Origin of the sequence: Bifidobacterium sp. ESL0798 (assembly GCF_029395415.1) — a bacterium.
Taxonomy (GTDB): Bacteria; Actinomycetota; Actinomycetes; order Actinomycetales; family Bifidobacteriaceae; genus Bifidobacterium.
Genome location: NZ_CP113914.1, coordinates 499,708 through 522,377 on the forward strand (window position 1 = coordinate 499,708; position 22,670 = coordinate 522,377).

Annotated in this window: 12 protein-coding genes and 1 pseudogene; 11 read left to right on the forward strand and 2 right to left on the reverse strand. The window is 60.3% G+C overall.

The annotated features are described in order from the left end of the window. Nucleotides 1-190: 190 nt before the first annotated feature. Complete coding sequence (locus tag OZX74_RS01955) at nt 191-6,235, reverse strand: Ig-like domain-containing protein (RefSeq protein WP_277156910.1); 6,045 nt, start codon at nt 6,233-6,235, stop codon at nt 191-193. Nucleotides 6,236-6,321: 86 nt separating this feature from the next. Beyond that, nucleotides 6,322-7,767: a serine/threonine-protein kinase gene (locus OZX74_RS01960; RefSeq protein ID WP_277156911.1), complete on the reverse strand. Its 1,446-nt coding sequence runs from the start codon at nt 7,765-7,767 to the stop codon at nt 6,322-6,324. Between the two features lie 314 nt (nt 7,768-8,081). On the opposite strand from OZX74_RS01960, the gene OZX74_RS01965 reads away from it, so the two are divergent. From OZX74_RS01965 to pstC, 11 genes and pseudogenes are all read left to right on the forward strand, one after another. Continuing rightward, nucleotides 8,082-8,954 carry an aldo/keto reductase gene (locus OZX74_RS01965; RefSeq protein ID WP_277156912.1) on the forward strand — a complete coding sequence of 291 codons (873 nt, stop codon included), beginning with the start codon at nt 8,082-8,084 and terminating at the stop codon, nt 8,952-8,954. A 98-nt stretch (nt 8,955-9,052) separates the two neighbouring features. After that, the gene (locus OZX74_RS01970; RefSeq protein WP_277157382.1) at nt 9,053-10,540 is read left to right on the forward strand and encodes a U32 family peptidase; all 1,488 of its coding nucleotides are present in this window, start codon (nt 9,053-9,055) and stop codon (nt 10,538-10,540) included. Between the two features lie 31 nt (nt 10,541-10,571). Further along, a complete protein-coding gene (locus OZX74_RS01975; RefSeq protein WP_277156913.1) occupies nt 10,572-11,618 on the forward strand; it encodes a polyphenol oxidase family protein in 1,047 nt (348 codons plus the stop codon). Between the two features lie 149 nt (nt 11,619-11,767). Further along, nucleotides 11,768-12,480: pseudogene (locus OZX74_RS01980) on the forward strand (pyroglutamyl-peptidase I). Between the two features lie 196 nt (nt 12,481-12,676). Next, nucleotides 12,677-14,527, forward strand: a complete 1,851-nt coding sequence (locus OZX74_RS01985) for a cell division protein (protein ID WP_277156914.1) — start codon at nt 12,677-12,679, stop codon at nt 14,525-14,527. 203 nt (nt 14,528-14,730) lie between these two features. Then, the gene (locus OZX74_RS01990; protein ID WP_277156915.1) at nt 14,731-16,068 is read left to right on the forward strand and encodes a C1 family peptidase; all 1,338 of its coding nucleotides are present in this window, start codon (nt 14,731-14,733) and stop codon (nt 16,066-16,068) included. A 305-nt stretch (nt 16,069-16,373) separates the two neighbouring features. Next, the gene (locus OZX74_RS01995) at nt 16,374-17,507 is read left to right on the forward strand and encodes a 3-deoxy-7-phosphoheptulonate synthase (protein ID WP_277156916.1); all 1,134 of its coding nucleotides are present in this window, start codon (nt 16,374-16,376) and stop codon (nt 17,505-17,507) included. 267 nt (nt 17,508-17,774) lie between these two features. After that, nucleotides 17,775-18,998: a 3-deoxy-7-phosphoheptulonate synthase gene (locus OZX74_RS02000; protein ID WP_277156917.1), complete on the forward strand. Its 1,224-nt coding sequence runs from the start codon at nt 17,775-17,777 to the stop codon at nt 18,996-18,998. 137 nt (nt 18,999-19,135) lie between these two features. Continuing rightward, entirely contained in the window at nt 19,136-19,828 is a 693-nt protein-coding gene (mtnN, locus tag OZX74_RS02005; protein ID WP_277156918.1) for a 5'-methylthioadenosine/S-adenosylhomocysteine nucleosidase, read from the forward strand. A gap of 331 nt (nt 19,829-20,159) precedes the next feature. Continuing rightward, on the forward strand, nt 20,160-21,281 hold the full coding sequence (pstS, locus tag OZX74_RS02010) for a phosphate ABC transporter substrate-binding protein PstS (RefSeq protein ID WP_277157383.1): 1,122 nt from the start codon (nt 20,160-20,162) through the stop codon (nt 21,279-21,281). Between the two features lie 181 nt (nt 21,282-21,462). Continuing rightward, nucleotides 21,463-22,587 carry a phosphate ABC transporter permease subunit PstC gene (gene pstC, locus OZX74_RS02015; protein ID WP_277156919.1) on the forward strand — a complete coding sequence of 375 codons (1,125 nt, stop codon included), beginning with the start codon at nt 21,463-21,465 and terminating at the stop codon, nt 22,585-22,587. The last annotated feature ends 83 nt before the right edge of the window (nt 22,588-22,670 follow it).

Sequence of the window (22,670 nt, forward strand, 5' to 3'; positions counted from 1 at the left end):
CTGCGTCTCATCGTTTGACGGGTCTGCCTTGTGCGTGCTCATAGATTCTCCTTTATGATTGCTTGATGAGCCGATTGATGGTTGCTGCTGTATTGGTTATCTTGGACGCCGGGCCTTTTGGATGCCGCTATGGGGCCGCGAAAAGGCCCGGCCGGTTTAGCGCCTGTGCGCTTCATTGGTGTGCCTGCCGTCATCTCCTCGCCTCCTGTTGCCTGGCCGCGACGGCGAGATTGCGTTGCATGACCGTGCGCTGCAGGGTGGGGAAGGAGTCGACGAGGCTCTGCGATTTGGCCTTCCCGCCGCCAGGGTCGCTGGCGCTAACAGATGAGGAAGCGGAGGCTCTTGTGCCATAGACGCCTGTGCCGTTTCGGGTGGCGTTGTATTGGGTGTCGCTGCCCGCATCCGGGATGGTGGCATTGATCGCCCACGAGAAATCGCTATTGTTATGGTCCTCGTCGCCAAGGCCCGTGACGTCGCAGCTCATGGCCTGGCCCGGCTGCCAACCGGCGCAGGAAGTGCTTCTGCCGTCCACGCTGATGGTCAGGCTGTAGACGACATGGCCGTTGTAGGGGTCGCTGTTGCCTCCGGTCACATTGATCTTGTGGCGGTCGGCCGTATCCCAGGTCATTATCAGGTCCGAAGTGATTTCGGCCTGCTTCTTGTAGACGTCATTGGACTGGGCCGTTGCGCTCGGGCCCGGGGCGCCATTGAGGATCTGGGCAACGCTGACCCCGGCGCAGGTGCTCCACGGGCTGACCGTGCCGTATTGGGGCGATGTGTCGGTGGTCATGCCTCCGCCGTTGATCGAGAAGCCGTCGTATTCGCCTCTGCCATTGATATTGACGTAGCACCTGTTGTCGGCCCTGGAGACGGCGATGATGGGTTGCTTGATGGAATAGCCTGGGGTCGCCTCGGCGGTGGCCGCTGTGGTGGAGCGTGCGGAATGCTTCGGATTGACAACCACCGAGATCCTCTGCTTGACGTTGTATTGGTGCTTTTGGACCGCCACCGAATCGCTGAGGCTGCTGCAGGTGATGTTAGGTGAGAAATCGCCGCCTACGCTGATGCTTCCGCAGCCCGCGTTGCGCATATTGCCCAGGGTGACCTTGATGTCCATCCTGTCGCCGCTGGCGCTTTGGCTCATGTAGACCGTCGGCTGGTCCGGGTCGCCCCAGGCCACGTTGTTGCCGGCGGACACGGTCTCGCTTACCGGGCCGTCGCCCGCGCGGTTGTGTCCGCGCACGGTGGCGCTGAAGGTCGAGCCGTCGCTGATCTCGCCGTTGCCCAGGTCGAAGGTCTGGCTCAAGGTGCTCGTGTGCTTGACCTTGCCGTTCATCGTGACGGTGTAATCGTCGGGCTTGGTGCCGATGTAGCTTGCGGCGTCCCAGCTGACGGTGACCTTCTGGTAATCGCCGTCGACCTTGATGCCACTGGGGGCGTCGGGCACCTTGTCGGGCATGCTCTCCACGCTGTTCGAGGACTTCGACCAGCCGGCCTCGTTCTTCGCCTTGACGGTGAAACTGTAGGTCTTGCCGTTCGTCAGGCCCGTCACGTTGCAGGTGGTGACGGCACCGCACGACTTGCTCTGGCCGTCATACTCCACAACGTATTCGCTGATGGGGCTACCGTTGGCCGGGCCGGGCGTCCAGCTCAGGTTGACCGCGCTGTCGGCGGGAAGGCCGGCCACCGGAGAGAGCAGCGGCGGGTCGGGCTTGTCGATGATCGAGACGGTGATGGTGGCGCTGACTTCGCGTTCCTTGGTCTTGGTGGCGTCCTGGACGTTGACGACCACGGTGTTCGACGATGCGCCGATGTCGGCGGCTGCGTGGATGCCTATGGAGCCTTTCGAGCCGCAGTCGACCTTGAGTTTCGAGGTATCGTCGGCCTGGCAGCTCACCACGGTAAGCGACGAGTCGGGGAAGGGGTTGAACGCCCCGGAGAGGATATCCACGGTGGTGGAATCCCCGGCGTTCATCTTCTTGTTCACTCCGGAGATTTTGGCGAGCGGGCGTGTCGATTGCACCACTTGTGCCGTCAGTCCCGCCGAAACTGAGCCGGCGGAATATTTGATGGTGATGGGGATGCTCGACATCGATCCCACGGCGGCATCGGTCGGTGCCTTCACGGTCAGCTTGCCGTTTGAAGTGAGGTGCGATTCGATCGCGCCGGAAGCCTGGCCTCCGGAATAGGTGTATTCCTTTTCGTCTTCGTCCAGGCCGCTTGGCGCGTGGGTCAGGGCTGTCAAATCGATCGTCTTGGCGTCCTCGCCGGCCGCGACGCTGATGGTGGAGGCGGAGAAGGTCGGTGGCGGCACGTTGCGGCCGATGACGGTGATCGGCAACGTCAGCACCGAAGAGTTGATGATCTTGGCCTGTTTCGATCCGTTCTTGTCCTTGCTGTTGTCGTCCCGTTTGCCGTCCGAGACCGTGAACGTGATGGAGGCCGGGCCCGCATAGTCCTTGGGAGCGGTGAACTTCAGGGTCTGGTCGTTGACATAATAATCCGAATCGGCGCTTTTGGTGGCGCTGATCGAATCCTTGTCGACGTACGCGGTCTTGCCCGGTCCGACGCGCACATAATCGGCAAGGTTGATATTGACGCTGCGTTTCGCGTTGACCTTGATCGCAGGGGCCTTCGGGCGCAGCGTCGGCGGGAACACGCCATACTGCGGCACCTGCACGAAGGCTGTGGAGGTCACGTGATAGGTGGTGTTCGTCACCGTGTAAGGCACGCTTCTGGCTTCGCCGGTCAGATCGACTGTCACCGTGGTGGATTTCGCCCCGCCCTTGACCCGAGCATGGTTGGCGGCGGTCGGGTCGATGCCGACGGTGAGCTCCTGGGCGGTGCCGGAGGGGTTCGCGATCCATTGCGAGAGGTCGACGTCGACGGATTTCTTGTCGAGCGTCGCCGCGGAAGGCACGCGGTAATCGTAGGCGGTCGGCGGCTCGATGGGCGCGTTCGGATCGGTGGTCACGCTCAGCGTGGCCGTGTCGGAAAGTCCCGCCTTGTCTTTCACGCAATACACGATGTAGGACGTTCCTGCTGAAGCCGGGGTCTTGAAGGAGATCATGTTGTCGGCGACGCTGGCCCCGGTGATGCCTTGCATCTGTAGGTTCTTGTCGACGACGAGGTCGGTGTTGTCGCCGGAGATGTCGTTTTGCGCCACCGGCACGGTCGCCTCGGTGTTGGGTCGTAGCGTCACCTGGTCGTCGCGTGCGTACACGCCGGAATCCGAGGTGCCTTTGTAGACGCCCACGCGGATCTGGGCCTGGGCCCGCTGGCCGGTCCAATCCTCGACGGCGTAGGAGAAGGTATCGGTTCCTGACGAATCGCCATAGGCCTCATAGACCATGTAGTTCGCACCGACCTCGTCGATGCGTCCCATCTTCGGCGACTTGTCGCCAAGGCCGAGCAGGGTGTCGTCGTCGCCGTCGGTGTCGATGCCCGTCAGGGTGATCGGGATACGGACTTTCTGGCCGGCTGCCACCTGTGCCTGTGCGTCCTGCGGGGTGGGGGCCGGCTTGTTGTTGGCGTCCTTGGCGTGCACCGTGATGGTGATGATGCCGGAGGCCGCGTTGCCGAGATTGTCGCGCACGGTGTAGGTCACCGGGTAGACGCCGGGGGTGTTCGAAGCTTGGTAACGCACTTCGTCTCCGGAGACGAAGACCAGGCCCTTGAAGGTCTTCTTGCTGAACTGAAGGGTGTTCTGCAGCTTCACCGTCGTGCCGTCGGCATGGGAGACGTGGTCGATCACATCGACGCTGACGATGCCGCCCGTACGCACGTTTGCGGTGATGTTGGTGGCTTTGGGCGCTGCGTTGGCCGTGGTCAAAGCCGGCGGTTGAAGGATGATCGCGCCACGGGTCGAGCCTGCCGCGTTGGTGACGGTATAGGTGAGACGCACCGGTTTGGTCGGAATCTGCCGGGCGGTCATATAGACGCGCTTGTGGGCCACCAGACCGGTTTTGATGCCGAGTTTCGGATCGACGTTGACCGACGTGACGGAAAGGACGCCGCCCATCGGATCGGTGTCGTTGTTCAGCGGCTCCACGATGGCGGTGCGGTCGGCTCCCAGAAGCGCCACATCGTTGGCGGCTACGGGTTTGGCGGAATCGCCTGCGACCGGCTGCACTTCCATGCGTGCCAGGCCCTGTGCCTCGATGCTGCCTTGGCTGATGGTGTAGGGGACGTAATAGGTGCCTGGATTGTTGGCCTTGAAGGTGAAGGAGAGGTCGGCGGAATTGGTTGCGGTGGTGGCGCCGTTCGGGGTGTTGACCGAGGAAAGTACCGGCGGTTGTGCGCTGGTGCCGTGAACGTATTGCTTGAGCTCAACGGTGGTGGAGGTGTCGGGAGTGGTGTTCTTGGTCACGGCGTCGATCGTCGCCGGCAACGTGTTCGCCGGACGCACCGAGAAGTAGATGAGGCCGTTGCCGCTATGCTGGCCATCGGAGACCGTGACTTCCACGCCTACGCGGCCACCGGTCAGGGAGCCGGTGTTGAAGACGAGCTGGCCGTCGGCGCGGGTGGAGATGGCGACCTGGTTGTTGTTCTGCGCCACGGCGGAGACCAGCGTCATCGGGTCGCCTTCGGGGTCGGCGAAGCTGCCCAAGGCGTTGAGCGTGAAGGTGGCTCCTTGTTCGACATCGTATTCGGGAGGGGTGTCGACCTGAGCGGGGGGTCGGTTGGTGGTGTCGCCGATGATGTCGAGGTTGACCGTCGCGCTGCTGGATTGCCCGCGTCCGTCATTGATCTCGTAGGTGAAACTCGTTTTGCCGGCAGCGGCGCCGGTGGTGTCAAGTTGCAGGTAACGGCCGGAATAGATGGGAGAGACGGTGATGCCGCCGCCTGAGACCGGCCCCACTTTGCTGATGTGCAGCACCGAGCAATCGCTCTGTTCGTCGTTGCGCAGCACGTCGAGGATCTGCTGACCGCCCACGCGTGCGCCGAAGTTGTCGTCTTCGGCCTTGATTTCACCGGATTTGGCGGAGCAGGTCGGCTTGAACTGGGTCTGGTTATTGGCGGAATCGGAGTTCTTCTGCTGGTTGGTGGTCTTCTTCGTCTGAATCTGGCGCCATTGGATTTTGATGACCTTGTTGGACTGATCGGGGTTCCAGACGTTGCCGTTGGTCACGTCGTTCAAGACCACGAGCCGGTGATTGGTGCGGAATACGAGCTGCGAGGTCGGCGAGATGGACTGCAGGCTCTGCCATTGCGCCTGGGTGTTGTCGTCTTTGCCCTGATCGGCATTGGCGGCGCCGTCGGCGGAGCACAGGCGGATATAGTTGTGTGCCTGCTGTGACCAGGCGGCATATACGCAGCCCTTGGATGAGACCGGCTGCGCGTCCTCGGCCATGCCCTTGTTCATGAACGCGGCGGTTTTGTCGCCGTGCTTGAAATCAACGGTGAAGATGCCATTGCGTGCACTGGCCGCCAACCAGTCGCCTTGGGCGTTGTCGGTGGACGGGGCTTGCAGGGTCACCGGGCCTCGTGAGTCGATCTGCGCGCTTCCGCCCTGCCACATGATGCGTTGCTTGACGGCGATGACCGGGCGGTCGCCGATGACGGTGAAGCTGTCGGCGTTGGTCTCTTTGCCTCCGGTGATGGATTTGAGCGTCTTCGGCGCGCTGTGCGCATCGTCCATCTTGAGCACGGCTCCGTCTGCCGGGCGATATCCGTAGACTGCTCCGTTGCGGTCGAGAGCAAGCAGGCCATGGGTTCCGAGCTGCATCTGCGGGGCCGAGGTCTTGGGGGTGATGGAATCGAGATTGCCTGAATCCCCGACCCATACGTTGCCGGTTTTATGGTTGAGGAACGCCGCAGAGTTACCGCCGATGAAGGTCGAAGTGGAGTTTCTGATTTCGGCTTTGCCGTGGATGCCGAGATTCGAAGCCACGATGCCTTGCGCCTTTGCTCCGTCGGACAGGATCACGTCATCATTGTGCTGGCTGACGTCGAAGGTCGCAGTGGTCGGCGCGACCGCCCCGTTGGCCTGCTGGAGTTTGACGTTGAAACGTGCGGCCTTGCGGTCCTTGAGTGAGGTGACCCAGACCGTGCCATCATCGAGATGGACGTGGGTGCGGGTCAGGGTGTTGATGATGATGGCTCCGGCCACGATGCCCAGCAGCAGGAGCAGCACGAGTACCGGGGTGAGCCAGCGGCGGTTGGTCTGCGAATTCAGGCGTCTCAAGGCGAGACGGACGCTACGCTCACCCTGTGGTTTGCCAGATGCCTTCATCAGTTGCTTTCCTCCCTGTTATAGCCTCGAACGATTCACCCAAAAATCCTTTTATCCGCCGCTCGGCGATGACCTTGTCGTAGCGTTTACTGCTTTGTTACCGCACAGGCCATCGCGGGGCTGGCAGACATCCGTCCGTCGGCTCTTACAATACTAACCTGAATGCATGTCTGGGGTTTGCCGCCAGCAACATTGAGGGTGACCTTGGGCTCCTTGACGATCGAGGTCTGGGCGCCCGGTGCCGCAGACCCGTCCTCGACTTCCGCCCAGGCGTAGGTGTCCCCGGCTTTCGGGGCCGGGTTGCTCCAGGTGAACGTCACGTTCTGGCCGTCGGCGGTGCCCATGAGGTTCGTGGCTTGTGGCACCGCGGCCCCCGCGTCCTCGCTGGTGATGTCGTCCTTCTGGCCGTTGGCGTTGTTCTTGCCGTTCTTGTCATGCGACGAACCGCCGTCGCCCGAATGCGGGGTCTGCATTGTATCGATTTTCGTGCGTTCGTCGGATTTCTTGCTATCCATGCGTGGTATCACCACGAAAGCGAACGTGGTCACGATGATCGCCACTGCGGCTAGTGCGGCAAGGGTGATGACGAGCGGTTTCTTCGAGCGTTTCCGTTGGGGAGTGACTGTTTTTGCACCGAAACGGCTCTTGCCGGATTGCGGCAACGTATGATGCGCAGGGAATTCGTCGCAGTCCTCCGCCACGAATGGTGTCATGTTGTATCCGCAATCCTCCTGTGCCGTTTGCAAGGCTCTGCCGAATTGCTGCGCCGAAAGGTAGCGGGCATCCGGATCCTTGTTCATCGCCTTGAGAAGGATTTGCTCGATTTCCTTGGGCGCATCCGGGATGGTGTTTTTCGGCAATTGGTCCGAGACGATGTGCTGCGCCAGTTCGTTTTGCGTATGGGGGTGGAAGATGTATTCGAACGGCGATTTGCCGACCAGGAGGCCATAAAGCGTGGCAGCGAGCGAATAGATGTCGGAGGTTTCGCTGCCGCCGCTTTTGCCGGTCAGCACTTCCGGGGGCGCCCAGGGCACGGAGAAGCCGGTGCGTGATTTCGACTCGTAGATGCTTGTCGAGATGCCGAAATCGGAAAGGGCGGGCTGGTTGGCGGAAGTGATAAGGATATTGGCCGGTTTGATATCGCGGTGGATGATGCCGTGACGATGCGCGGTCTGCAAGGCTGCTGTGAGCTTGACGCCGAGGTCAAGCATTTCGGCGACGGTGAGCCTGCGGCTACGCATGATGTCCTTGTAAGAGCCATGCGGGGCGTACTCAAGGACAAGATACGGCAGGCGGCTTTGGGGGGTTAGTCCCGATCCGTAAATGGAAACGATGTAGGGGTGGGTCGAAAACTGGGCCATGATCTTCGCTTCTTTTTCGAAGGCTTCATCGAAGTCGCGGTCCTGCCTCGCCTTTCCTACTTTGACGGCGACCTCGCGATTGAGATTATGCTGACGATAGAGATACACGTCGGCGGTGGAGCCTGAGCCCAGTTCACGGATGAAATCACAATCTGGTATCATTGGCGCCATCGTGACTCTTTCTTCTCTCAAATCTCTTAAAAGAAACTGACTGCATTTTACCTTTTATGGCGAACTTTCCTATATTTTGCTCACTTATTGTACGATTTGCGCAGGCAAGGGGATATATCCATACAAAATCGGTTCGTTCGGATTGGCTTAGTGGCCGTTTCCCGGCATTCGTTTGTGCGGGTGCGATAAGTTGGTCGTTGATCTCGTCTCTTACTGACGTGCTTATCGCCTGAAGGTTTCAGGATGCGATAAATCGGTCGCTTTGGTTACGTAGGCTGGAGGCATCGATATAGAAACGCTGACAAAGGAGCAACATGGTATTACATCGTAATCTCGGCCCGTTCGACACCACGGCCATCGGTTTGGGCGAGATGCCGCTGACCATCGAAAACAACCTGGGCGAGGCCAAAGGCATCGAAACCATTCATGCCGCGCTCGACGCCGGATGCCGCCACATCGACACCGCATGGTCCTATTACTGCTCCGGCGGCGAGGAGCAGACCGGTGAAAAGCTGGTGCGCCGTGCCATGGCCAGCTGGGACGGGCCGAAGGACGAGGTGACCATCGCCACCAAGGTCGGTCATTTCCGCAATTTCGCCGACGACGGCACGACCCCGACCTGGGGCGTCAACGGACAGCCCGAGCACCTGATTGAGGCCGGCAAGCAGTCGGCGCTCGCACTCGGCGTCGACACTATCGATCTGCTCTATCTGCACCGTCCGGATCCACAGGTGCCCTATAACGAGTCCGTCGAAGCCATCAAGCAGCTGCTGGATGAAGGCGTGGCCAAGGTCGCCGGCATCTCCAACGCCTCGATCGAACAGATCGACATCGCCCGTGGCATTTTGGGCGACAAGCTGGTGGCGGTGCAGAACCAGTTCTCGCCGACCTACCAGTCCACCCGTGACACGCTGGATTATTGCGAGAAGCTGGGGCTGCCGTTCGTCTGCTGGAGCCCGCTCGGCGGCTACCGCAAGGCCAAGGACGAGACCAAGTACGACCCGTTCCGCGAGGTCGGGCAGGCCCATGGGGTGAGCCACCAGCAGGTCGTGCTCGCCTGGGAGCTGAGCCTTGGGCGTCACGTCTTCGTCATCCCCGGCGCCCATCGCCCTGAAACGATTCTCGACAGCCTCAAGGCCGGCGATCTGAAGCTCAGCGCCGAGGAGCTCGCCAAGCTCAACGCCTGAACAGGGGCTAGACTGGAACGGTGCAAACGGGCGGATACAAGAACGATCAAGGTGAAATGATGGCCGAAAGCAGCGAAAACAAGCCGATTCAGACGAAGATGGTCCGGCGGCGCAGGCCCGAGGTGTTGGCGCCGGCTGGCAGCCTACGAAGTCTCAAGACGGCCATCGATTTCGGCGCGGACGCCGTCTACTGCGGGGGCAAGGAATTCGGCATGCGTTCGGCGCCGAAGAACCTTTCCATGGATGATCTGAAGGTTGGCGCCGCCTACGCCCATGAGCGCGGGGCAAGGGTGTATGTGACCTGCAACGTCCTGCCACACAATGATGAGGTCGAGGATATCAAGACCTACATTGCCCACCTCGCCGCCACCGGCATCGACGCGCTGATCATCACCGACATCGGTGTGCTTATGGCGGCCCATTCCATCGCCCCGCAACTGGAATTGCACGTTTCCACCCAGGCGGGCGTGACCAATTATCTTGCCGCCAACGCCCTCTACGAACTGGGGGCGAGGCGTGTGGTGCTGGCCCGTGAACTCGATCTGCAGGCGATTGCCGACATCCGTGCCAACATCCCCGAGGATATGGATATCGAGACCTTCGTGCACGGCTCGATGTGCATGGCGTTCTCCGGCCGCTGCCTCATCTCCAACTACATGAACGGGCGCGACGCCAACCACGGCGAGTGCTCGCAGCCCTGTCGCTGGAAGTACAGCGTCGTCGAGCAGAAGCGTCCCGGACAGTTCTTCCCGGTCGAGGAAAACGACGAGGGCACCTTCCTCTTCAACTCGCAGGACATGTGCATGCTCGAACACATCGACGACATGATCGACGCCGGCGCTTCAAGCCTCAAGATCGAAGGACGGGCAAAAAGCGCGTACTATGTTGCGGCGATCACCAACGCCTACAAGTGCGCGGTCAATGAATATATGGTGCAGCGCGGATTCGAGGATGCGGACGGCAATCACTTGAAGCCGTTGCACGACATGGTGCGTCGTTCCGACGTCGTGCGGGCGACCCGCGCTGTAGGGGAGCTTGAATCCAGCGGATCCATTGGTTTCCGTGGCGTGCAGAATGCGGGCGCCGAGGCCGCGGCCAAGGCGACGATTTCCGCGAGCGTCCCGGCGTTGGTGGGTGCCGAGGCCACGAAAGCCCAGAACGCTGAACCAAAGCATGTCGAGCTGCCCCAATGGCTTAAGGACGAACCCTACAAGGTTTCGCACCGTGATTATTCCACCGGTTTCTACTACCCGGAGCACAAGGCCGGCCAGAACACCGATCGCGGCGGTTATTTCCGCGACTGGCTCGTGGTCGGCGAGGTCATCGGCTATGACGAGGCGACACAACGTCTCACCCTGATGAGCCGCAACAAGATCGAACCCGGTCAGCTCATCGAGTTCCTGATTCCGGGACGCGAGCCGATTGACTATACGGTCGCGGCAGGCGGCATGCAAGACGCCGACGGTCAGAGCGTCGAGGAAATCAACAACCCCGCGCATGTCTTTTCGATGCCGTTGCCATTCGCGATTGCCGAGCACTCGATGATTCGGTCGCGTGCCAAGCAGCGCACGCTCAAGGCTGAATGACAGGTAATCATAACCAGCTAAAGTTGAATGCATGAGCAATTCCGTGAATGAAACCTCCGAAAACGGCCAATACGATGACGAGATCATCGACAGCAATGCCATCGCGCCGACCGACGCGGAAGGCAATCCTATTCCCGTCACCATTCCCATCGATTTGGCACCTGGCATCAAGGTCGTCTACACGACGCGGCTTGGCGGCGTAAGTGCCGGCGATTGGGGAGACCTGAACCTTGGTGGCAAGTCGGGGGACAATCCGGCTGCGGTACGGGCGAACCGTGTGGCGCTTGCAAAGGCCGTGGGCGCCCCGCTTTCGTTGGTGGCTCAGGTTCATTCCGGCAGAGCGGTTGACGTTGACGAGATGTTCGAAACCAACGCACCATATGGCTGTGATTTTTCCGGCACGATTATCGAACCGGTCAATGAAGATGGGCCGGAGACGTATCCAAAACTCGAAGCGGACGCCGAGGTCACGGCGCAAACCGGCATCGCGCTTGGCATGTTCGCGGCCGATTGCCTGCCGGTGCTGCTGGCCGATGCGCAGGCGGGTGTGATCGGCGCGGCGCATTGCGGCCGGAAGGGGTTGCAGCGTGGGGTCATCGGGTCTGCGGTCGATCTGATGGTGGCCAAAGGCGCGAAGCCGAATCGTATCGTGGCCACGCTCGGCCCCTGCATCTGCGGCGACTGCTACGAGGTCGGTGATCAGATCGCCGACGAATTCGATGCGCAATTCCCGGCAACCTTTACCCTGACCCGTTTCGGAGGCCCCGGCATCGATATCGCCAAGGCCGCGCTGCAGGAACTCGCCAAGGCTGGCATACCGGCAGACAATGTCATCAGCTCGACCCCACGTGTCGGCGCCGCCACACAATACCTCGATCAGGATGCGGAACTTGCCGATTTGTGCGCCGCCGACGGCGAGGGCGAAGGCGTGGGCAGCCCCGACCTCAACGAGCGCATGGAAGAAATCCGCCACAGCCTCTGCACGCTGGAAAATCCGCTCTGGTATTCCCACCGCCGCTCGAGCCTGGCCAAAAAGCAGCACGAAGGCCGCCTGCTCGCCCTGATCGTGCGCGAATAGGCCGGTTCGTCCACGAAATAGGTGTGCGCGTCTGCCGCGCTCAGCGGAATGCACAATAACCGGCATCATTATCGGTCATTGTTAGCGTCCTTTCCCTGCCTGCGATTTCGTGCACTGTTCGCGCCACACTCCGCGCTAGACTGGGAACCATGGAACACTTGAACGTTGTCATCTCCGGCTTCGATCCCTACGAAGGAATCGAAAACAATCCCTCGCACGTCGTGCCGCACGCGCTGGCCGAAGAGGGCCTCGGCGCCACCACCGCCCTCGAAAGCGATGACCTCCTGCGCGACGTGGACATATCGATCAACGCCGTCGATCTGCCGGTCAACGTCGAGCAGTGCTGGCCCCAGCTCAGGGAAACGCTTGAAGCCACGCACCCCGACATCGTCATCGCCACCGGCCTCAAGGCCGCGGCCCGCGGAATCCTCCTGGAACGCTGCGCCAACAACATCATCGACACCACCCGTACGGCGATTTCCGGTGAGATGACCGGCGCTGCCGTTGAACTTCCCGAAGGCCGGCGCGTAAACCAATCGCTTCGAACGGTCCCGCCGCTTTTTGGACGAGGCTTCCTCTGCGTTCCATCCTCGATGATTTTGCCTCACAGGAGATTCCCTCGGCTTTGAGTTCGGACGCGGGCACGTTCGTCTGCAATTCTCTGTTCTACAATCTGATGAGATGGACGGCCGGCCAGAATAAAGTGCTTTCCGGATTCGTCAGCCTGCCGATGATCAACGAACAGCCGCATCCGCAGCATGGTTTGACGCTGGATCAGCAGGTGGAGGCATGCCGTGTGGTGGTGCGCCAGACCGCCCGTTACTTCCTCGAACCGACGTCGTCGAACATCCTCATCGCCTGAAGGTCGGGCGCCTTGCAAAGCTGCAGGTTCGCCCTTCTCGGCAAACGTTAGGGAAGGGACACTCCGAATCGCGTGGTGTCTGTGTGGATTAGACGCATTTCGGCATAGAACGCTTGAAAAATACACTACAATGAGGCAATAGTATGTATCGGCTTTCAGAAACTGCGACCGATGTCGCAAGGCGAAAGGAATCACTATGGCGGATGACCGCTTCACGACAGAATTGCGCGGGTATAACAAGGAGCAGGTAGACCAGGAGCTGGCTTCGTTGCAGCAGACGCTCAATCGTATGCGTGCGCAGGTCAATTCCAGCGACCAGACGATTCTGCAATTGCGTGCGCAGCTCGAAGAGGAAAAGAAAAATGCCAGGAAGGCGTCGCAGGGCAATTCATTCGCTTCGTTGGGAGCCAACGCCCAGCAGATGCTCGCCAGCGCCGAACAGACCAGTACGGAACTGGTCAACCGTGCCAAGCAGGATGCCGCCAGCACCCGTTCAGCGGCCCAGCATCAGGCGGAAACCCTGATCAACAATACGAAGCTTGATGCGCAGCATATCACCGACGAGGCCAATTCGAAGGCGGCCACCATTCTGGCCAAAGCGCAGACCGAGTCCGAATCGATTACGACTTCCGCTCGCCAGGATGCCACCAGACTCCGTGAGGAGACCGCCAAGAAAGTCACCGAGCAGCGCGACACCATCGAAATCGAATTGACCAATTCACGCGAGGAGCACAATAAGCGTCTCGCCAGCGAAAAGGCCAAGCAGGACCGCGAGATCGCCGAGCTCAAGGCCAAGGCCACTCAGCAGGTCGCCGAACAGCGCAAAGCCGCGAACGATGAGGTCGCCAAACTCAAAAGCGATGCCAGCGATCAGATCGAGACCGCGCTGGCCGAGGCCAACAAGAAACTCGCCAACGTGCGTGAGCAGGTTTCGCGCATGACCACCGAGGCGCAGCGCAAGGCTACGGAGATCACCGATGATGCGAAGGCCAAGGCCCAGGGCATCGCCGATGACGCCGAAGTTCAGCGCACCAAGACCATGAGCCAGGTCAATGCCGAGGTCGAGCAGATTCGCACCGACATCTCCAAGCAGCAGGAAGAGGCGACCAGCAAGGTCAACGATTTGCTCAAGCAGTTGGAGGAGAGCCGTTCCGCCGCGAAGAAGGAAGCGGACAGCCTGGTCTCCAAGGCCAAGGACCTGAGGGACGAGGCCGACAACTATGCGGTTTCAAAGCGTCAGGAAGCCGATGCGCAGGCCGAAGAGATCGTGGCCAAGGCCAAGAAGGATGCCGAGGCCCGCGTCGAAGAGCGCCGCAAGGCCGCGCAGGGCGAGCTTGATGGGCTCCAGAAGCGTATCAAGGATCTCCAGGAGCGCGAATCTACTATTACCCAACGCGTCACCGAGCTGCGTGCGATGTTCACCAATGCGTTCTCCGGATTCGGTTTTGCCGATGACAAGCGTTCCGAAATCAACGTGCCGGTGGTCAATGCCGTGGCCAATGATCTCGATGATGCCGCGCAAGCGGACAAGCAAAAAGATGAACGCGGCAAGGCCGAAGGCAGCGCCCAAGCCGAGCAGCCGGCACGCAGCAGCAACAACGCCGGCGCACAGCAGGCCCCGCAGGCTCCTCATACGTCCGCGCAGGCACCTCAGCAGATGCCGGCCTCCTTCACGCCCACTGGCAACGCCTCCAGGAAGACGGTGTCGCAGCCGGCGCAGCAGCAGTCCTCTCATCAGGACGCCCAAGCCGCTCATCAGCCGCAGGCGCAAGCGCAGAATGAATCTCACGCCCAGCAAGGCGGCGGCGCCTCCAAGGGCGGCATGCAGCAGCTCTCCAATCTGGTCAGCCACACGGAAAACAAGAATCCTGAAGCTGTCAACAAGGCAGCCGCTCCAGCTGTTCCGGCCGCCCAGAACGCGCCGGCCAACGGCGGGGTTCCGGCCAACGCAAAATTCGAGGCCAACAACAAGAACCGCGTCAATTACGATCATGTGATTTTCCCCGAGGGCGGCGAGCCTTCCGGTGGAGCACACGCGGATCGCTGATTCGGCCGGATCTGCAAGATCTGCAAGATCGCTAAAGTGCGCTGTGGCAAGTTGCCATGGCGCGCTTTCGTATTGCCGCCCCGCCGTCCGAGGGTTCCGGGTTCCGGGCTCAGAGCCCGCCGCCTCGCCTGCCCGCGCCCTGAGCGCGCGATACGGTGTATGGAATATGGTGGAAAGTAAACCAAGTAAAGGAGCATTGTCTAATGAGTGAAATGAAGCCGCTGAGTACCGAGCGTCTGGGGCAGTTGCAGGACGATTTCGAAGCGAAACCTGTCAACACGCTGGCCATGAACGCCGTCACCACTTCCGGTATCAATCCGGTCGCGCACAATTATGACAGGGCCCGCAGGCTTCAGCGCCGTTTCTCCGTGACCGTCGACAACGGTGAGGTCACCAACCAGAATCGTTCCGGGCGTTGCTGGCTCTTCAGCTCATTGAACGTCGCGCGTTTCGTGGCCAAGCAGAACCTCAAGCTTGAGCAGTTCGAGTTCTCGCAGAACTATGCGATGTACTTCGACAAGCTTGAGCGCATCAATTACTTCCTGCGTGACGTCGCGGATCTGGTGCGGGCAGGGGAGCCTGCGGATTCCCAGCTCATGCAGCATCTGCTCGCCGATGTGATGGGCGACGGCGGACAATGGACAATGGCGATGAACGTCTACAAGAAATACGGCGCCGTGCCCAAGGATTTCTTCCCGGAGACGGCCTCCTCGAAGAACACCGGCGAGATGAACACGCAGCTGCGTCGTATGCTGCACACCGCTGTGGCACATATGTACGCCGATCCGGCAGCGATCGACAAGATCGTTGACGAGGGCGTTGAGGCCGGTCATCGTATGCTCACCATCCACTTGGGCGAGCCGCCGAAGAGCTTCGATTGGGAGTGGACCGACAAGGACGGCGAGTTCCATCGCGATGGCGAGATCACGCCGGTCGAGTTCTGGAAGAAGTACGTCGGTCCGGCGCATCTCGAGGATTATGTCTGTCTCGTCGACGATCCGCGTGCCGAGCATGCCAAGGGCAAGAAGATCGGCATCGAGCACTTGGGCAACGTGGTAGGCGGCGACGCGACCGAATATCTGAACGTCCCCAACCAGTTCATGAAGGACTGCGTGCGTCGCATCCTGAGCGAGCAGGGCATGCCCGCTTGGTTCGGTGCGGATTGCCATCCGATGATGGACCGCGACAACGGCGCTTGGGCCACCGATCTCTTCGAGTACGGCAAGGTCTATGACGTCGACTTCGATATGAGCAAGGAAGACCGTGTGCGCTACGGCGACTCCGCGATGAACCATGCGATGGCGTTCGTCGGCGTGGACGTGGCCGATGACGGCAAGACCACCAACCGTTGGCGCGTCGAGAATTCGTGGGGCTGCAAGGTCGCCGACAAGGGCTACTTCACCATGGCCGACGACTGGTTCACCGAATACGTCTACGAGGTCGCCGTCCCGAAGTCCATGCTCCCCGCCGACTATCAAGCCGCCCTCACCGAGCCCGCCACGATGCTGCCGGCTTGGGATCCAATGGGCGCATTGGCCTGAAGAAAATAGCCCCGTGGGCTATTTTCGGCCAATACGCGCCTGAAACCGGCACCTGCCGGTTTCAGGAAACCAGTTGGCATCTGTTGAGTTAGAGATGATTGTCGACTCAATAAGGCGCACTCGCATAGTGCGAATTTCAATACACATTCGCTAATATTTTCGTTGCCCCGCCTTGAAGACGGGGCAACGTCATCATGATTGGACAAATGGCGGTATTACATCGTTCAATCGATTATAATGAGCCTCCTGTTGCGCTTCGAGCGTGCAGGGAGAAAATATCCGAATCAGGAAAGAGGAGGGGAATCATGGCGATTATGCGAGGGCCTGGAAGTTCTGAGGACGCACGGCGATTTGGCGAGGAAGCCGTTTATCCCGAAACCGTGGATGTCAATATCCGCCAGCTTGACCCGATTCCTGCGCCGAGGGCGTTTCTGAAGGAAACCCCGCTGACTAAGCCGATGAGTGATTTGGTCTTGAAGTCCCGTCAGGAGATCCGCGACATCCTGCACGGACGTGATGACCGACTGCTGGTCATCGTCGGTCCCTGCTCGATTCATGATCCGAAAGCCGCGAAGGATTACGCTGGACGTCTGGCCAAGGTAAACGATGAGCTCAAAGACCGTCTGATGATCGTCATGCGCGTCTATTTCGAGAAGCCGCGCACCACCATTGGGTGGAAGGGGCTGATCAACGATCCGGATCTTGACGGCGAATTCAATATCCGCAAGGGCATGGATCTGGCCCGCAAGGTCCTCGCCGACGTGCTGAACCAAGGTTTGCCCGCCGCCACCGAATGGCTCGACCCGATTACCCCGCAGTATATCTGTGACATGGTCAGCTGGGGCGCCATCGGGGCGCGCAATACCGAAAGCCAGGTCCATCGCGAGCTGGCCAGCGGCATGTCGATGCCCATCGGCTTCAAGAACTCCACCGACGGCTCAGTGAAAGTTGCCGCGGATTCCTGCTATGCGGTGTCCAGCGAGCATCATTTCCTTTCAATCAATCTTGACGGACGCGTGATTTCGGCGGAGACCAAGGGCAACCCCGATTGCCATATCGTCCTGCGCGGTTCGAATTCCGGGCCTAATTACGATGCCAAGTCCGTGGCCGAGGCGTTGGAAACATTGAAGCAATCCAAGGTCACCGGCCCCAGCGAGCACGGCCTGGTCATCGACGCCGCCCACGGCAATTGCGGCAAGGACGAGGTGCGCGAGGCCGAGGTGATCGAAGAGATCGCCGCTCGTCTGGCCAAGGGCGAGCCCGGCATCTTCGGCGTGATGATGGAAAGCAATATCCGCGGTGGCCATCAGTCGCCCGCGCCGCTCGACCAGCTGGTCTACGGCCGTTCGATCACCGATTCCTGCATCTCCTGGGATCGCACCGACGAGCTGCTGCACACCCTAGCCGACGCCGTCACCTCCCGCCGCAAGCTCGACTGATTCGACTGATCGGTGTTCACTGCTGGCTCGAGTGACGGGCGACGTGTGACTCGACTGATCGGCAGCATATCGGTGTCAATCATGTAGGAGCTATGTCGTCAGCGCGCAAAACTGTCAATGCGAGGAAAATCAGGTTTTATCGCCTATTTCCCTGATTTTCATCGCATTGAAGTGGCGACTTTGGCTGTGAACCGGTGTGACTCGTCGGCGCTATGATTGGTAAACGTCGGCAACTGTTGGCAACAGACTCTGGAGAAGGACTTGGTGATGGGGAACGCAGAAGGCAAACCGAACGGCAAGCTCGAAGGCGAGCAGGGCATCGATGACGCCAAAAACCGCGCGGCTTTCGAGAAGGCGCTGAAAAACGGCGAGAATCCGTTGAAAGTCAAAGGTATCAAGCGTTGGGAGGACGAGGCCGGGGTCAACCGCATCGTCAACCGCCGCGTCTTCGAGCTCGAGCCGTTGCCCACCCCGGCCGACGTGCTTTCGAGCATGCCGCTGAGCGTCGAGGCGACGGATTTGGTCGTCCGTTCCCGCGACGAGATACGCGATTGTCTGCGTGGCAAAGACGATAGGCTTCTGGTCATCACCGGCCCCTGCTCCGTTCACGATCCGAAGGCGGCGCTCGATTACGCCCACCGTCTGGCCAAAATGAAGGACGAGCTCGGCGACCGTCTCCTTATCGTCATGCGCGTCTATTTTGAGAAGCCGCGCACCACGGTGGGGTGGAAGGGCCTGATCAACGACCCGGATCTCGACGGTAGCCACAACATCAAGAAGGGCCTGTTGCTGGCTCGCAAGACCCTGCTCGGCGTGCTGAACGAAGGCGTGGCAGCGGCGACGGAATTCCTGGAGCCGACCAGTCCGCAATACATTTCCGACGCGGTGAGCTGGGGCGTGATCGGCGCTCGCAACACCGAGTCCCAGATTCATCGTCAGCTCGCCAGCGGGCTTTCGATGCCCATCGGCTTCAAAAACGCGACCGATGGATCGGTCAAGGCCGCCATCGACGGGTGCTATACCGCAACCCAGCAGCACACGTTCTTCGGTATCGACCACCTGGGCCGCGCCAGCGCCGTCGAGACGCTCGGCAACCCCGATTGCCACGTCGTGTTGCGCGGTTCCTCGCACGGTCCTAATTACGACACGGCTTCGGTGCAGCAGGCCATGCACTCCATCCGCAGCGAGATGCCGGCGGATTGTGCCGCTTGCCACGGCCTTATCATCGATTGCTCGCACGGCAATTCAGGCAAGGACGAGATTCGTCAGGCCGAGGTCGCGCGCGAGTTGGCCGGTCGAATCGCCACCGGCGAGCCGGATATCACCGGGCTCATGTTGGAAAGCAACATCCTCGGCGGTGCCCAGCCCGCGGCCCCGCTTTCGCAGCTGGAATACGGCAAGTCGATCACCGACAAGTGCATCGCCTGGCCAGAGACGGAGCGGTTGCTGCGTGAGCTTGCCAACGCCGTCGATGTCCGCCGCGGTGCCTGATCTTGCACGAGGACACGCGATTTTGCGACGTGGTGTTGTACCGGAAATGTCATATCCGAGTCTGAATATATGGTGAAGAGCCGTATTCTTATAAGGACTTTGGCAGCAATTTAGGAAAAACCAAGAAACGAGGAACTATGAAGACCGTCGCCATCATCGGAGCCATGGAAGAGGAAGTCGCGCTGATCGCCAAGTCTCTGGACGGCGTGAAGCACAACAAGACCGCGAGCCTTGACATCAACGTCGGCACGCTCACCTCCAAGTCCGGCGAGCAGATCACCGTCGCCGCCACGGTGGGTGGCATGGGCCTGGTCAACGCCGCGGCCACCACGCAGGTCCTTGTCGATGCCTACCATCCCGATGCCGTCATCTTCTCCGGAATCGCCGGATCGCTCAACAAGTCGATGCATATCGATGACATCGTGCTCGGAGGCACTCTGCGCTACCTCGATTCCGACATGCGCATGATCGCCCAGTGGAAGCCGGAAACCGAGGAATTCCACAGCGACCAGCATCTGCTCGACGTGGCCAGTGCCGCGCTTGACGAGATGGGCATCCACCACATGACCGGTGTGATCGCCTCGGGCAACAATTTCATCGGCACTCCCGAGGCTGCGGCCGTGGTCGCCGAAAAGACCCACGCCGACGCGGTGGAGATGGAAGGCGCGGCCGTGGCCCATGTCGCCGCCCGCAACGACGTGCCGGTGCTGGTCATCCGCGCGCTTTCCGACGAGGCCGATACCGAATACGAGCAGTTCAAGGAGTTCGACATCTCCGAATATGCCGATACCGCAGCACGCCTTGCCGTCGATATCGTGACCAGGCTGTAGGGCGTTTTCGCTCAATGAGAAACCTGAACCTTTCATGGTCGCGCACCAGCGCCGTTGCGGGGCCAAAAGGTCGGCGGCAGGGCGTGCGGTTGGTCGGCGGTGTCGGAGCCGTTCGTCCAGTATGTAATACAGAAAAAGCAATATAACACCAACATTTACAGGTCAATAAATCTCCACCGAAAAGCGAAAAGGTCGGCTGTGTTTTTCCGGCTTGGTCGGGGCCGAAATTGCCGATTGGTCGGCGGCGGCCCGCAAACGCAACCCGGAAACTAGGCGCTTGCTTGGTGGCTGGCGGCAGCCCATCTGTCATAATGAAACGGTGAGTACCATCATGCACAGCACCACATGTAAGCGCCTCATCGCCGTCGTCTCTTCGTTGGCGATGGTGGTGGCGCTTTCGGCCTGCGGCGACAATATCCCCTCCGGCGCCTTAAGAGGTGCTAAAGGCAGGGATACCGGTATTTCCGGTGAATTCCACGGTGCCGGCGCCTCTTCGCAGCAAGGGGCCGTGGAAGCGTGGATCGCCACCTACCAAGGCAAAAACCGCAACGCGCGGATAGCCTATAACCCCTCCGGTTCCGGAGCCGGGGTCTCTACGTTTCTGACCGGTGCCATCGCTTGGGCGGGCACCGACGCTCCGTTGAACGACCAGCAGATCGAGCTTTCCAAGTCCATCTGCAAATCGGGCAGCGCGTTCGACGTTCCGGTGTACGTTTCCCCGATTGCGGTGATATTCAATCTCAAAGACATTTCGGGGCAGGGCAAGCACCTGAATATGGACGCCGGAGTCATCGCGCGTATTTTCGACGGGAAGATCACGCAGTGGAACGACGAAGCCATCAAGGCCGAAAACCCCAAGGTGGACCTGCCTGCCACGCCGATTACCGTGATCCATCGTTCCGACAAGTCGGGCACGACCAATAATTTCACCTCATATCTCAAGGCTGCCGCACCGAACGACTGGGGTTACGATCCGCAGGAAAATTGGCCGAACGGAGTCGGTCAGGCCGCCAAAGGCACCGACGGTGTGGTCAGCAGCATCGGCCAGGCCGACGGCACCATCGGTTACGCGGATTTGGCCAAGGCCGGCAATTTCGGCACGGTTGCGGTGCGTGTCGGTTCCGACTATGTCGCGCCGGCTGCGGATGCGGCCGCGAAAACGGTCAATGCCTCGCCGTTGCGTCCGATGCCCAAGGGCAGCAAACGCGTGGTGGTAAACGTCAACTATGCCACGAATGCTGCTGGCGATTATCCGGTGGTTTCCTCCTCCTATGCCGTGGCGTGCCCGGCTTACAAAGATCGGCAGACCGGCCTGTTCGTGCGTGAATGGCTCGGTTATGTCTTAAGCGACAGCGGCCAGAAAGTGGCTGCGGACAACACCGGTTCGGCTCCTCTTGGGGGAGCGCTGACGCAGAAAGCCCTGAAATCCGTGAATGCAATACAAGCGAAATAATTAGATAATTGAATAATCGGAATAATTGAATAATCGGGAAACTGATAATTGTTTTAACGAGATAATCCGGTAAGTGAATAATCGAGTCGACAAGCTGACTGGAAGCGAAATGATTTGGCCAGCCAATTCGGCTGGTTCCGGGCTTTGAACTTCGAACGTTAACGTAAGGAAAAGCAAAAGCATGGCGAATACATCTGAAAGCGGCAGCGCGGTGCAAGCGATCCCCGCTGCGGCCGGCCAGATCGGCGCGGGTTCAGGCGCTCCGGCCGGTCAGGTCAGCGAGGGTTCTGCCCTTCTGACCGGTAGCGCTACGGGTTCAGACGCTCCCGCCGGCGGCAACGCAACCAATCGACGCGACGGCCTTGATTCCGCGAACGCCAAAGCGGGCTGGCGCAGTCAAGACAGGTTTTTTCGTGCCGTGGCCGTTGGCTGCGGTGCCTTGATTCTGGTGGTGTTGGGCGCTGTGGTCCTCTTCCTGCTGCTGCGTGCCTGGCCGATTTTCGCCGGTCCGCAAGCCCGGACTTCTGCGGTTTTTGCAACCTTGAGCGGAGGCAAGGCGCAGGGGTTCTGGCAATATGTCGGGCCTTTGGTCTTCGGTACGGTGGTGATTGCGGCGCTGGCGCTGGCGATCGCCTTTTTTGTCGCGCTCGGCGTCGCCCTGTTTATCACGTTTTATGCGCGCGAACGCATTCGTACCGTTCTCAATTACGTCATCGACCTGCTGGCCGCGATTCCTTCGGTCATTTACGGACTGTGGGGGGCGCTGGTACTCGTGCCGGCGATGTACCCGTTCTGGGACTGGGTTTCCGCGCATCTGGGTTGGATTCCGCTGTTCGCCGGTCCCGCTGCCAACCCGCCGCGCACCGTTGCCAGCGCTGCGGTGATTCTCGCCATCATGATCATGCCGATCATCACCTCGATGACCCGCGATGTTTTCGTGGCCACTCCGCGCCTCAACCAGGAGGCGGCGCTTGCACTTGGTGCCACGAAATGGGAGATGATCAAACTCACCGCGCTGCCGTTCGCGCGCTCCGGCATGGTGTCGGCCTCGATGCTTGCGCTCGGGCGCGCGCTGGGGGAGACAATGGCCGTGATGATGGTGCTTTCGCCGGGCATGACCTATTCGTGGCACTGGCTTGAGGCCTCGAAAAGCCAGACCATCGCCGCCAATATCGCCGCGCAATATCCTGAAGCCGATTCGCTTGGTGTCTCGGCGCTGATCGCCACCGGCCTGGTCCTGTTCGCCATCACGTTTGCGGTCAACCTTCTTGCCCGACGTATCACCAAGAAGGGAGGTGCGCGATGAAAGAAAACGATAAGGTTACCGCAACTTTGAAGGATGCTCAGGCCGGAACCGTTGCGCTCGATTCAGTAGCAAAAGCTTCGGAT

Bases quoted from the DNA above. Each gene is read 5' to 3' on its own strand.
- OZX74_RS01955 (WP_277156910.1), bottom strand. From the start codon at position 6,235: ATGAAGGCATCTGGCAAACCACAGGGTGAGCGTAGCGTCCGTCTCGCC.
- OZX74_RS01960 (WP_277156911.1), bottom strand. From the start codon at position 7,767: ATGGCGCCAATGATACCAGATTGTGATTTCATCCGTGAACTGGGCTCA.
- OZX74_RS01965 (WP_277156912.1), top strand. From the start codon at position 8,082: ATGGTATTACATCGTAATCTCGGCCCGTTCGACACCACGGCCATCGGT.
- OZX74_RS01970 (WP_277157382.1), top strand. From the start codon at position 9,053: ATGGTCCGGCGGCGCAGGCCCGAGGTGTTGGCGCCGGCTGGCAGCCTA.
- OZX74_RS01975 (WP_277156913.1), top strand. From the start codon at position 10,572: ATGAGCAATTCCGTGAATGAAACCTCCGAAAACGGCCAATACGATGAC.
- OZX74_RS01985 (WP_277156914.1), top strand. From the start codon at position 12,677: ATGGCGGATGACCGCTTCACGACAGAATTGCGCGGGTATAACAAGGAG.
- OZX74_RS01990 (WP_277156915.1), top strand. From the start codon at position 14,731: ATGAGTGAAATGAAGCCGCTGAGTACCGAGCGTCTGGGGCAGTTGCAG.
- OZX74_RS01995 (WP_277156916.1), top strand. From the start codon at position 16,374: ATGGCGATTATGCGAGGGCCTGGAAGTTCTGAGGACGCACGGCGATTT.
- OZX74_RS02000 (WP_277156917.1), top strand. From the start codon at position 17,775: ATGGGGAACGCAGAAGGCAAACCGAACGGCAAGCTCGAAGGCGAGCAG.
- mtnN (WP_277156918.1), top strand. From the start codon at position 19,136: ATGAAGACCGTCGCCATCATCGGAGCCATGGAAGAGGAAGTCGCGCTG.
- pstS (WP_277157383.1), top strand. From the start codon at position 20,160: ATGCACAGCACCACATGTAAGCGCCTCATCGCCGTCGTCTCTTCGTTG.
- pstC (WP_277156919.1), top strand. From the start codon at position 21,463: ATGGCGAATACATCTGAAAGCGGCAGCGCGGTGCAAGCGATCCCCGCT.